The organism is Neosynechococcus sphagnicola sy1 (assembly GCF_000775285.1).
GTDB classification, from domain to species: Bacteria; Cyanobacteriota; Cyanobacteriia; order Neosynechococcales; family Neosynechococcaceae; genus Neosynechococcus; species Neosynechococcus sphagnicola.
The window spans coordinates 1-12,711 of the sequence record NZ_JJML01000038.1; the positions used below are offsets into that span (position 1 = coordinate 1).

Genomic DNA, 12,711 nt, shown 5'->3' on the forward strand with positions numbered 1-12,711 from the left:
TCATTGGCTACTTTGTGTATTGATAATCCGTCCGCTTCATTGTAAAATCGACCAATTAAATGGGTTGGATTAACTGAATCTCCTATCAAATTCGCGATTGCCTGCTGAAACGTTTGATTCCAGGTCAGTGCTGTTTTCTGTTTGATTCGACTAATTGCTTCAGTGTAAGTTGTCATAGCGTATGCAACCTCTGCGAGTTCTTTTCCAACAACATAGAGTTGAAAACAATAGCAATGCGCGCAATACGCTGCGAATTCTAAATCCCCATTTTCTAGTCCAATTTGATAGGTTTCTAGCAATGGCTCCAGTGATTCTTTAAGATGTTCTTTCCAGTGTAGGACGTGTTCATATGCCATAAACAATGTCCTGGCTTTGAGTGAATGGGTATTCGGTTTTGACAACAACCTGAGAGCAAGCTGTCCAAACTGATAACCAGACTCGATATCTCCAACCAAGCTACAAAGAATTAATCCAAAAATGGTATAGGAGAAGGGCGACACAGACGCATTACCATACAAAATTGACAAATTTACTTGTTTAGATGTGATTAGTAAAAATAAGTTGGGAGCAGCAAATTTAGCTGCAATCGTGATGTCTGATAGGATTTGCATAGCTGCCAACTTTTCTGGCTCAGTCATGTTTGGCAAACGGCTCAAATCCTCAATTGTTTTCTCATCCAAGAGGGATGTGATTATATCTAATTCAGTACGAATATCCGGGTGACTTGACTGTTTAGGGAAACTGATTCCCAATTGTTGTAAAATCTGCAATCCCGTATCGACTGCTTGCAGAGGTTGGTTCTGCGCGATGTTAGTCTGAATTTTGACTCTATAAACTGTTATGCTATCAAGAACTGTTTTAACATGTTGCAGAACAATCTCTGCCCAGTGCTCTACCTGCTCAAACTCACCACAGAGATAGGCAACTTCTGTAGTTTCTAGATATAGCTCCAAGGTTAGGTCATAGTTGGTTTGCCAGCTAGACACTGCTAGCCAAGCTCTACCTGTAGTCAAATATTTTTTTGCCACGCTATAGGCGATCGCTCCTTTTGCTTTCTGACCTGCCAATAGATTCAGCTTGGCGATTTCATCTCGTTCTATTTCATCAGTAACAAGCTCAATTCCATAATTGAGATGATCCACTATTTTAAATAGCCGCTCAGGTAATTGTTCAGATAATGTTTCTCCCAGTAAATTGCGACCGATCTGAAGATGAATCGCTTGTTTATTTGACTCGTCGATTAAAGCATAGGCAGCTTGCTGCACGCGATCGTGTAAGAACCTGTAGTCTTGAACTAACAAGTCTTCATCCAACTCGGACACAGGTTGAATAAATCCAGACTGTACAGCGATTAATAAATCCTGAAAAACACTTTTAGGCGATCGCTCACCCACGATCGCTAAGGTTTTCAAATCAAACTCAGCTCCGATACAGGCAGCTAATTGAAGGATCTGTTGCGTCGCTTTTGGTAGTTTCTTCAACTTGCCGAGGAGCAGCTCTACCACATTACTGGTAATAGCCTGAGTTTGAATTTGGTCAATGCTCCACTGCCACCCCCCTTTACTTCCCCCCTTAGTAAGGGGAGATTGAAGAGGGGTAAAGTTCAGCAGACCTTCACTATGCAGTGATCGGATAAACTCACCCACAAAGAAAGGATTGCCCTCGGTTTTACGCAGCACTAATTCAGCTAAGGGACGAACAGTATGAGTATCTTGATAGAGCGTCTCGGCAACCAACCGAGCTAATGGTTCTAGAGATAAGGGTTGAAGAACAATCTCCTGAAGCATTGCTCCTTGTTGCCGCAGTCTCTCCAGAGTTAGTGTCAGTGGATGTGCGAGACTTACTTCATTATTGCGATAGGCACCAATCAAAAACAGGGATTGGGTTTGCGTATCGACCAACATCAGTTCAATTAACTTGATCGTGGCAGAGTCGATCCACTGTAAATCGTCTAAGAAGATGACCAGTGGATGTTCCTTTGAGCAAAACACCCGAATGAATTGCTGAAAGACTCGATTAAAGCGATTTTGGGCTTCCGTTGCCCCAACGTTTGGTACAGGTGGTTGCTTGCCAATGATTAACTCAAATTCTGGAATTACATCAATGATCAGTTGCCCGTTGCTTTGCAAGGCGTTTAAAAGTTGAGATCGCCACTGTTGCAATTGTTCTTCTGGTTCACCCAGCAGTTGTTGCACCAATTGTTGCAGAGCATGAGCGATCGCGCTGTAGGGAATATCACGCTGAAACTGGTCAAACTTGCCAGCGATCAAATAGCCGCGTTTTGCCGTGATTGGTTTGTAGAGTTCCTGCACTAAGGCTGACTTCCCAACTCCAGCGTAGCCAGAGACAAGCAGCATTGCACAAGATGCGGGGACACGGGGACGCGGGGATACGGGGACATGATAATTTTCTGTACAATCTTCCTCTTCCCTCTCCGCGTCTCCCCCTCTCCCTGCTATTCTCTCAAATGCTGCCAGTAATGCGGCAATCTCTGCTTCCCGTCCATACAGTTTTTGGGGAATGTGCAACCGATTGCAAACATCATGCTGTGCGAGTGGAATGGTGTTAATTTGCTTGTTTTTTTGAATTGTTCAGCCAAGCTTTCTAAATCTGCTTTGATACCCCAGGCACTCTGATAGCGATCTTCAGCATTCTTCGCCATCAGTTTCATGACAATATCTGAAACGGGCTTGGGAATTGTTGCATTCAGTTCGTGTGGTGGAACAGGTTGTTTAGCAATATGACAGTGGACTAATTCCAGGATATCGGTTGTTGCAAAAGGTAACCGTCCAGTCAGTAATTGGTAAAATGTTACGCCAAGGGAGTAAAAATCGGTGCGGTAATCTAGTACACGATTCATCCGCCCAGTTTGTTCTGGAGACAGGTAGGCAAGTGTACCCTCCAACACATGAGGGCTTTTGAACGTTGGATTGGTGCGATTGAATTGGGTGGCAATCCCAAAGTCAATAATTTTAACAACGCCAGTCTCTAAATTAAGAACGATGTTTCCAGGATTAATATCTTTGTGAATGATATTGGAGGCATGGATGCTGCCTAGAATGTCGGTGAGGGCGATCGCCAACCGCAAAAAAGTGGCTAAGGGCATCGGAAAGAATTCTGGACGCTGCCGCATCCATCTTTCGATAGATTCTCCACCAAAGTCTTCTAAGAGAATCACAAGTGTGCGTTGATAATCTTGCTGACTATATGCCTTGACAACTCCTTCCAGGTTGAGGGAGCGGGTAATTTCATATTCCTGTCGGTAGCGCGTTAATTCTTGAGGAGCAGGATAATCTTGCTTGAGAAGCTTGACGACAATCTCCTGCCCATTGTCTCGAATGCCCCGATACACCAGAGAATTAGCACTTTCGTAGATCTTGTTTTGGATGGCAATACCTGGTAAAGCAACCATAGAGTTTCTCTGGGTAAATTAGGATGCTGCATACCTCAAGCTTTAGAAGACAGCACTGGTCTTCTAAAGGATGATTGCTAGAATTGATTACAGAGATTGGATTCTAGCCTATGAATTGCCCAGCTTGTCAAAGTCACCAGATCGTGAAAAACGGCAAAATTACCCTGCAAGATCAGAGTTCGATCCAGAAATATTTGTGAGAAGCCTGCGGCAAACTATGAAAGACCAGTGCCTTCAGCTTGCTGCCCACATCTGGTGTAACTGTTCTATGGCTGCCCAACCTCTGCTTGACTGCGATCCACCCTGTAGTGTTTCCAAAATCGGCGTTTGCCACTCAGAAAAGGGTATCAGTGGCCTGACCAGCTCTACATATCACCCCATAGAATTAACTAACGTGAATAATCGGGAGTCAGGGAAATAGTTTGGCTATTCTGTCAGTAGCAATTGTGATCAGCAGGAGGTAGGCCATGATGGAACTGGTTGTCTGTACCTTTGAAGGTGCGACCAAGGCGGAAGAAGCGAAGCAGGCCATTCAGCATCTCGATACTCAACTCGTCACGGTGAAGTTAGGCAACATTGCTGTGCTGAGAAAGGATGAGGCGGGTAAGTTCTCATTTAGTGAAACCGGAGCAGAGGCAGCGGTTGCCCAGGGCACCACGATTGGGATGCTCTCAGGGATGATCTTAGGGATGTTATTTGGGCCAGCAGCCCTGGCTGCTGGGGCTGCGGTGGGGACCTTGGCCGGGGGACTGCCCTTTGTTGGCATTGACTTAGGGTTTCCAGATCCGATCCTCAAGCAGTTGGGCGACAGTCTCAAGGCAGGGAGTTCAGCCTTAGTCACCCTCCTAAAGCCAGAGGAACGCGATTTAATTATTGAGGAACTTCAGACCCTGGGAGGGACGTTGATCCAGCACGAATTGCCTGCCGACATTGTGCAGAAGCTGATTGTAGTGGGCGAAAAAGCAAAACCCTCTTGAACGGCACCCCCGGAATCAGGCCAGTAGTTGGGCGATCGCCCTCAAGAGATCATTGGGTTGAAAGGGTTTGGTGAAGTACATCGTCGCTCCGAGATCCCTGGCTTTGGTGCGATGTTGATCATTTTCCCGTGAGGTCAACATGGCGACGGGTAGTTTGGACAGCCGTGGATGGGCACGGATTTCACGCAAGAGGGCAAATCCATCCATCCGGGGCATTTCGATGTCTGAGATCACCAAACTACAGTGTTCCCCCGCGCGATTTAACTCCTCGAGGGCTTCCTTGCCATCCCGGCACTGAACCACCCGATACCCAGAGCGGTTGAGAATCCGATCCAGGAGTCGTCGCACGGCAACCGAGTCATCGACCACCAGTACCGCAGGTTGGGCTGCGGTGAGGTTGGCAGACGGGAGTTCCTTTGCCGCTCCGACGGTTTCAAGGCTCTCCACCTCGACTACGGGGGTAGTCGGTTGCAGCAATTCGACAAAATGAACCGGGGAGAGCACCGGCACCACTTCTCCGGTACCCAGCACCGTACAGCCAGCCACATAGGGAGGAACTTTGACCGTGGTGTCAAAGGGTTTCAGCACCAGTTCCCGTTCTCCCAGGAGGGAATCAACCGCAACGACGAGGGGGCGATCTCCGGTATCCAGCACCAAACCGAGCTGGTGCCGCTGGGATGAACTGGCCGTTACTTGGGGATGGGAATAGGGTAGGAGCTGCACTAGGGAATAGAGAGGAGCCAATTGCTGTTGCCAAACAATGGCACTGGGCATGGTGTCAGCATCATAAAACTCAGACAGAGCAATAATCTCCAGAATATTGATCGAGGGAATTGCCAGGGTGCGTTGCTGACTGCGACACAGCAGCAGCGGCAAAATGCTCAGGGTCAGGGGAATGGTCAGGGTAAACTGACTCCCCTGTTGCCATTGGCTTTCCACTTGGACAAAACCGCGCAACCGCTCCACTTGCAATCGCACCACATCTAGACCGACCCCCCGCCCTGAGAGATCCGTCACCGCTGTCGCCGTGGAGAATCCCGGTAGAAACAGAAATTCGAGAATTTGGGCTGGGGTCAGCTGCGATCGCGGCACTTGACACAGGCCCATGCTCACCGCCCGCTCATACACCTTTTGCAGATCAATTCCCCGCCCATCATCGGCAATGGCGATCATCACCTGATTCCCCCGCATCCGAGCTGAGAGGGTAATCCGGGCGGTCTCTGGTTTATGCAGGGCTTGACGCTCCCCTAGGGATTCAATGCCATGGTCAAAGGCATTGCGGAGTAGATGGGTGAGCGGCGTTTGCAACTGTTCCAAAATCGCCTGATCCACCAAGGTTTCCTTGCCCACCACCTCAAGGGTGACGGCCTTCTGATGCCGCTGACTCAGGGTTTGCAAGGGGGTGATAAAGCGTTCTGCTAAAAAGCGAAAGGGCACCAGTCGCGACTCCGTCAGATCTCGGCGCAGGCTGTCTAACTGCTGTCGCAGTTGCTCTAACCCCTCCTGAAAGTCACGGGTAATCAGATCCACATCGGCTCTGGTTTCCTGCACTTGCACCATCAATTCTTGAAAATCTTGCAAGGTGCTGTGGAAGGCGGTGTAGCGGTCTAACTGGAGGGGATCAAATTCCGTGGCCTCGGCCATGGCTGCGGTGGCATCTAGGGAGGGAGCGGTTGCCAGTTGGTCGTAGAAGACTCGAACCTGCTCATTAATGGGGGGCAATTGTTGGGCTTGCTTTTTCAGGGCTCGGCTGGCCTGGTTGAGTTGAGCCTGATAGAGGGTCAGCCGTTCATGACTTATCAGGAGTTCCCCCAGGGTATTGTTCATGCGGTTGAGACGGGTGACGGGAATCCGCAGATTCAGGGTAACGGCAACCGCCATCTCGGCAACGGGAGGGTCATTACCCAGGACTGGTTCTGGGGTGGGTGGCGCTAAGGTGGGGGGCGCTAAGGTGGGGGGCACCGGGGGAGGGGGGGAGAGGGTTTGATCCCGCAGTTCCCGCAACTGGGCGATCGCGGCACCACCAATCTCTGGGAAGGACAGGGTGCTTTGGCTGAGGCTCTGCCGCACCACATCAGCCGTCTCCACCAACCAGGGAAGTCCCAGGGTTTGACCCAGGAGGTTGCATTCTTCCACCAGCCCCGACAGTGCCTGCTGTAAAACCGGAGTCGGGGCTGTGAGCAGGGCTTCCACCCGCTGGAGACAGGTTTCTAGATCTTCCTCCAGAATGGTTTTGACGATCAATGGGTTGACCGTACTAGTGGAAACAGCCCCCATTGAGGCCGGGGTAGCCGAAGGAAGGCTCCCCAGATAGTCCTTGAGGGCTGTATAGATGGAGAGGGATGGTGCTGGTTGGATGATCTGGGCACCACTGCGGGCCGCCGCAATCAGATCACTCACTTGCTCCACCCCTAGGGTTAATAATTCATAGGCCACGGCTTGATCGGTGCTGCGGCCTTCCTGAAGCGCTTCCAGCAAATCCTCTAGCTGATGCGCCAGTTGGCTGACAGGGGTAAGTTGGGCAATCCCCGACCCCCCCTTTGATGGAATGGGCGGCCCGCATCATTGCTGTGTAGTCTAGGGCTGCGGCGCGATCACTCCCTAAGCGATGGAGTCCTTGCGCTAAGGTTTCCAGATATTCCGGGGCATCCTCAAAGAGAAAGCAAGCCCGAGCTTCCTGAAGAATGGCATCCAAATTGGCGGCATCCATCACCATGGCAGTGCTCCTATGGCTCCACCCGAAAACGCGCGACAGAGCCCTGAAGTTGATCCGCCACCGCCACCAACTGTTGCAGTGATCCGGCCACCTGCTGGGACTCGGAGGAGGTACTCTGGGCGATCGCCGCCACTTCTTGCATGGTCTGGTTTACCAATTGGGAGGCTTCTGCCTGGGAGACGGTACTAGCGGAGATTGATTGCAGCAATTGGTCAATTTTCTGGCTAATGGCGGCCAGACTTTGGAGGGTTTGTTTAGTTCGAGTCACCAGTTGGGTTCCTGTTACCACCTGGGAGGTGCTGGACTCCATGGTTTGCAGCACTTCGGCGGTTTCCTGCTGAATCGTGCTCACCAGGAGTTCAATTTCCTTGGCCGAGTCGGTGACCCGTTCCGCCAGTCGCCGTACCTCATCGGCAACCACCCGGAAGCCTTGTCCGTGCTCACCCGCACGAGCGGCCTCAATGGAGGCATTAAAGGCCAGGAGGTTGGTTTTTTCCGAGATCCCGGAAATAATGCTGACGATCTTCGAGATTTCCTGGGAGGATTCTGCCAATCGTTTCACCTTCTTCGAGGTTTCAGCGACGCTGGATCGGATATTTTGAATGCTGTTAACCGTCTGATCCATGGTTTGATCCCCCTGTTGGGCAGCCACCAGGACTTCTCGGGCAATCTGAGCCGCCTCTTGGGCAGAGCTGGCAACGGTTTGAATGGATACCGCCATGCCTTCTACCGAACTCAAGGCGGCGGCAACGGCCTCCGACTGGGCGGAGGCTTCCTGGGAGAATTTCTCTACGGAGGCTTCATTACTAAAGGCGGATTCATGCACCTGATGGGCGGCGGTTTTCACCTGGGTAACAATCTCACGCAAACTCCGCAGGGTGGCATTAAAGGCATCGGCAATGGAACCCATTTCCCCTTCATCCAGCTGGGCCTGCACCGTCAGATCCCCCTGGCGGGCTCCTTCGATTTCTAAGAGCAGCTTGATCACCCCTTGCTGCAGGCGTTCTTTTTCCTGGCGCTGGAAATCTGCTTCCGCTTGCCGTTGGCGGCTTTGGGTTTCTAGGTCTTCGGCAGACTGGTTGATCTGGTCGGCCATCTGGTTAAAGGCGATCGCCAGTTCACCGACTTCATCCTTGGCAAAGATCTCTGCCCGAGTCTCGCGATCGCCCATGGCAAACTGCTGGGTGGAGTTGCGTAATCGATTCACCGGATCGACAATGGCGCGACCCAGGAAAATTGCCAGCACCACATCAGCGGCGATCGCCATCAGGGCAACGATGCCATTAAATTGCAGGGTTTCCATCAACAGATGGTTGAGACCGGTTTCCGGTGTCCCCCGTACCAGAATCGCCACGGGCTGACCAGCGGAGTTCAACACGGTTCTGGCGGCCATGGTATAGGCTTGCGTCCCCACCCTGATCCGATCTGTGACCACTTGATCCTTGGCATTCACGGCCTGGGTCAACAGCTTGGGATCATCCATCGGCACGTTGGACAGCAACTTATTCCCAATCTTTTGCTGGGAGGTTGAAAGCACAAAGGTGCCATCGGGTTGGCGCAAATAGATCGCACTGTAGCCGCCCTCAAAGGCTGCAATGGTTTCGGCCACAATGGGCAGCTTGACGATATCTCCAGCCACCAATGCCCCGACCACTTCACTGTTAGTCTTCCGCACTGGGGTCACGGAATAGCGAATTAAGAAATTGGGTTTCGCAGCTGGATCACTGCCAATCGCTTTGGCCTGAAGGGCGGCAAACCGAGGACTCTCGTCTGCCAGTTGGTCATAGGAGATAATCTCCGTGGATGAGATTTGCTCCCCTGCGGATAGGGACTTGTTGACCAGCCCCTCGGGATTAAACACCACCCCCGGACGATTAAGGTTGCCTTTAGACACAACTCGCCCTCGGGTATCTACGAGGGTGGCGATTTCAATTTCCCGCCGCCACAATTCGTTGACGAGGTTATTGCGAACATTGGTGTTGGTTTGGCGCTTGGCAGCAGCCTGGACAATAGCTGGGTTTTCCGACTGTCCCCGAAAGCCAAAGGTCATCTGGTTAATTTTGATGTTGTAAGCCACCTGGCTCACCGCTAACTCCGATTTGGCCTGACTCACCAACTGGGTACGGAGTCCATGAATCAACAGCAGAAATCCCGCTCCCACCAGTCCGAGGGAAATAAATTCCGACAGGATCAACGCGAGTAGTTGTTTGCGCCGGATCGGCCAGTCATAAAACCACTGTAAGCGGCTGTGTTGAGAGCGGGTTTGACCCTGAGGAGCGATGATTGCGGCGGCTGCCTCGCCCTCTGGGTCTGTTCTGGGCAGTCTTAAGGCGGAATCAGGGTCTAGACCCAAGGATTCCATGGCTTTGCGGGCGATCGCCCCTAGGGAACCCTCCGGGTCTGCGGCCATCACCTCCTTGTAGATGCATCGCGCCTCCTGGATTTGTCCAGATTCCTGAAGGGTAGCAGCCAAACTAATCTTGGCGACCCAATCCCCATCGGCTTGCGCCTCCTGATCAAAGGCCTCGCTGATCGGCTCCTGATCCTGGGGTAGCTCTGCACTTAGCGATGTGTTGCTAACTTTGGTTACTGTCATGGGAGTTCTCTCAGGAATGAAATGAAACGGCAGATCACAGCGCAGCTAGGACAGCATCCACATTCAGGACGGCTGCTGGAGACTTCTCAATCACTGCCATCCCGGATAAAAATGCCTTAGAAGCTGCGGAGAGCTTCTGGGGTAATCCCCGAAACTGGTCTGGTTCCAATGGCAAAATCCCCTTAAGGGCCGATACCACACAGCCCAGTTGTCGTTCTGACTGCCCGACTGCCATTTGCCCGACGGTGGGGGCTGTGTCTGCTAGCACCACCAGGGTGAGTTGATCCTGCAATCCTGGGGAGGTGGTGAAGGCAGGCAGAGCCAGAAGATCACTCAAGTCCAGCACCCAGAGCAACTTTCCCCGCTGATTTACCACCCCCAGCAAACTCGCTGCGACTCCGGGAATCGGACAGATATCCCCCCGCTGCAATGAAATGACTTCACTGGTTCTGTCCAAAGGTAGAACCATCTTCACCGAATGGCGAAGATAGACATAAAAAAAGTCCTGGGACATACCGCGATTAATTGAGTTGGGCGCAAACCGTTTGAACTAAATCATTTGGGGCAAAGGGCTTAGTGATGTAGGCATTCCCCCCCGTGACGCAATGCCCAAAAGCGATCAAAATCTTGATCCTTGGAGGTACAGAATACGATGGGGATATCCTCGTAGGCAGCAGCTGCTCGGACTTGCCGACACAGATCCAAGCCACTTAATCCGGGCATGATCACATCCAAGACAATTAGGTCAGGGCGACCATTGGTTTCCAACCAGATCCAGGCAGCCTCAGCACTATCGACTTGAGAGACCTTGAACCCTGCCTGTTGCAACAACAAAACAATGAGGCGTTGTTCAGCACGGGAATCTTCAACCACCAAAACTGTTTTCATCTAACTTACTTCCAACGGTGAGCAACGGGTGAACTTATGCACAAGGGTGAGTAATTCTTGAGAATCAAAGGGTTTGGTGATGTAGCTGTTTGCTCCCACCATCCGTGCTCGGAAGCGATCGACCAACCCCTCTCGCCCCGTCAGCATGACAATCGGTACCTCCTTTAACAGGGTTGACTGCCGTAGTAGCCGACATAACTCATAGCCATCAATGTCGGGCATGGAGATATCCATCAAGATTAAGCTGGGTTGATCCCGCACCAGGGTCGTTAGTGCCCGCATGGGTTCCATCAATCCAACGACCCGGTATCCAGCTGCCTCTAGCAGCAATCTGACGTTGCGCTGCACGGTTTTACTGTCATCAATGCAGGCCACCACCGGGCGGTTATCTACCTCGGGTATCCGGTAGGGGTTCGTGCCGATGACCCCGATGTGGGTGAGCAGTTGTAGATGATGAGCCAATTCCAGGACATCGATTTTGAGGTGGGCAGCAACTTCGTAGAGGCAGAGATTCTGCTCTAAAACCGCTGCCAGCGGCTGTAATTGAGGAATTCTGTCTGTATTGGCTTGCAGATACTGTGCCAACTGAGCCGCATCTAGAATCTGGGGACGCTTTAAGGGGGAGGCGATCGCGGATCGCAATTGTGACCACTGACCAATCGCTTCTCGCACGGGCAAGACAAGCTGCTGCAGCGGCAAGGACAACAAAATTGGATCGAGACCAATGGTTCGCTCAAAACTTAATTCGCCCTGGGGCAGAGCCAGCAGCTGGACGCAAGCCTCCTGGGCAAGGGTAAACAGAATTTGTCGCACCTGCTGGAGGGAGAGTTGTCCCGATTGCCAGTGATGACATAAAAACTGGTAGTCCGATGGAAACTCCGTCAGTTGCGATCGATCCAGCTGAGGTGCCAATCGCGGCAAAAAATAGTTGAGCCGCTCCCGCTGCCCCTGCAGATTCGTCGCAAAGTGCACCTGCCCATTCCCCAGATAGACCCGCCAGAGAATGGCATCATCGCTGGGATCGGAAACCGTCAAACGCCCAGAAACTTGCCGCTTAACAATTTCCTGTAGGGCTTTAGCAGGGGCGGTTGTCACCTTTGCGATCGCGGGAGAACTTGTGTTCATCAGATGGGGCTGGGAATGCACGTGAGTAACCATCAAATTCCTCAGTGGTTTATTGCCATTTGCACTACAAAATCTCTAAAAACGCAGCGCAATTAACTACTTAATACCAAGTTATTAGCAATCAGAGGCAGAGCCTAATGCTCCGAGCTTGGGTACTAAAACCACCATTCAGTTTATGGGCAAGAAGTTGTAAATAAATGTATTGAATCTAACTTTTGACCCAACTCTCTTGCAAATCCTGCAAATTTCCTTGCAAGGAATGAATGCCGCAGTACAAACAGAAACGATTTATAATAACAGACCGAGAGCACCAACAGTCATACGCAATTCCACGGAAATATATGAAGATGCCGTAATCGCCTGCGTGAAAGGACTGAACAGCTTTCTATAATTTTTTAAGAAAATTCTAATAGTCTCAGTGGGTAGCCTAAAAGGCTTTCTAAAACAACCTTTGATGTTAGAAAAAATAAGCCTAGCCTTTCAACTTACATATTTTATGGCTCCAGTAAAGTATTGTCAGAACCCATTCAAAGCAACCATCTAGAGAACTTTCAATCACTATATATAGCATTTTTCACTCTTGTGAGGCGTAGTAGCAACAGTGAGTGAACCAATTTTTGAGGTTTTCCAAAGATACTTGAGAAAAAGCGTCTTCAATGGCATTAGCGAGATCGGGATAGCTGCGTGCCCCAATCGTCCGCAAAATATTTTTAATCTTTGAGAAGCAATTTTCTATCGGTGAAAAGTCTGGAGAATAGGGAGGTAAATAAATCAACTTAGCACCCACGTCCTCAATCAGCTTTCTGATCGTGTCATGGTTGTGTATCGAGTAGTTATCCATAATCACACAAGCTCCTTTCCAAAGTTTCGGAACCAGGTGGCGAGCAATGAAGGCTTCAAAGGTCAAACCATCGGTTGAACCGACGATACTTACGTTAGTGACAACGGTTTTGAGGCTGATTGCACTGATTGTAGAGACTCGTTTACCTCGCTTGCT

7 protein-coding genes and 2 pseudogenes are annotated in these 12,711 nt (G+C 50.8%); 1 reads left to right on the plus strand and 8 read right to left on the minus strand.

Annotated elements, in window-relative coordinates:
* Window positions 1-3,412, minus strand: a pseudogene (locus DO97_RS23250) (ATP-binding protein); the annotation flags it as partial.
* Between the two features lie 467 nt (window positions 3,413-3,879).
* On the opposite strand from DO97_RS23250, the gene DO97_RS14925 reads away from it, so the two are divergent.
* Window positions 3,880-4,389 carry a DUF1269 domain-containing protein gene (locus DO97_RS14925; protein WP_036534901.1) on the plus strand — a complete coding sequence of 170 codons (510 nt, stop codon included), beginning with the start codon at window positions 3,880-3,882 and terminating at the stop codon, window positions 4,387-4,389.
* A 15-nt stretch (window positions 4,390-4,404) separates the two neighbouring features.
* On the opposite strand, the gene DO97_RS14930 is transcribed toward DO97_RS14925, so the two are convergent.
* From DO97_RS14930 to DO97_RS14955, 7 genes and pseudogenes are all read right to left on the minus strand, one after another.
* Entirely contained in the window at window positions 4,405-6,867 is a 2,463-nt protein-coding gene (locus DO97_RS14930) for a hybrid sensor histidine kinase/response regulator (RefSeq protein ID WP_338038741.1), read from the minus strand.
* Window positions 6,815-7,105, minus strand: a complete 291-nt coding sequence (locus DO97_RS26800) for an Hpt domain-containing protein (protein WP_239651770.1) — start codon at window positions 7,103-7,105, stop codon at window positions 6,815-6,817. Before DO97_RS26800 ends, DO97_RS14930 begins: the two co-directional genes overlap by 53 nt.
* 10 nt (window positions 7,106-7,115) lie before the next feature.
* Window positions 7,116-9,701, minus strand: coding sequence for a methyl-accepting chemotaxis protein (locus DO97_RS26805; protein WP_036534903.1), 2,586 nt, complete (start codon window positions 9,699-9,701; stop codon window positions 7,116-7,118).
* 34 nt (window positions 9,702-9,735) lie between these two features.
* Entirely contained in the window at window positions 9,736-10,170 is a 435-nt protein-coding gene (locus DO97_RS14940) for a chemotaxis protein CheW (RefSeq protein ID WP_204368655.1), read from the minus strand.
* 52 nt (window positions 10,171-10,222) lie between these two features.
* Window positions 10,223-10,589 (minus strand): annotated as a pseudogene (locus DO97_RS14945) (response regulator transcription factor).
* Complete coding sequence (locus tag DO97_RS14950) at window positions 10,590-11,714, minus strand: response regulator (protein WP_036534911.1); 1,125 nt, start codon at window positions 11,712-11,714, stop codon at window positions 10,590-10,592.
* A 574-nt stretch (window positions 11,715-12,288) separates the two neighbouring features.
* A partial coding sequence (locus DO97_RS14955; protein WP_036534908.1) for a transposase occupies window positions 12,289-12,711 on the minus strand: 423 nt, incomplete at its 5' end.

Coding starts and splice junctions, on each gene's coding strand:
- DO97_RS14950 (WP_036534911.1), bottom strand. CDS start 11,714: ATGAACACAAGTTCTCCCGCGATCGCAAAGGTGACAACCGCCCCTGCT.
- DO97_RS14925 (WP_036534901.1), top strand. CDS start 3,880: ATGATGGAACTGGTTGTCTGTACCTTTGAAGGTGCGACCAAGGCGGAA.
- DO97_RS26805 (WP_036534903.1), bottom strand. CDS start 9,701: ATGACAGTAACCAAAGTTAGCAACACATCGCTAAGTGCAGAGCTACCC.
- DO97_RS14940 (WP_204368655.1), bottom strand. CDS start 10,170: ATGGTTCTACCTTTGGACAGAACCAGTGAAGTCATTTCATTGCAGCGG.
- DO97_RS26800 (WP_239651770.1), bottom strand. CDS start 7,105: ATGGTGATGGATGCCGCCAATTTGGATGCCATTCTTCAGGAAGCTCGG.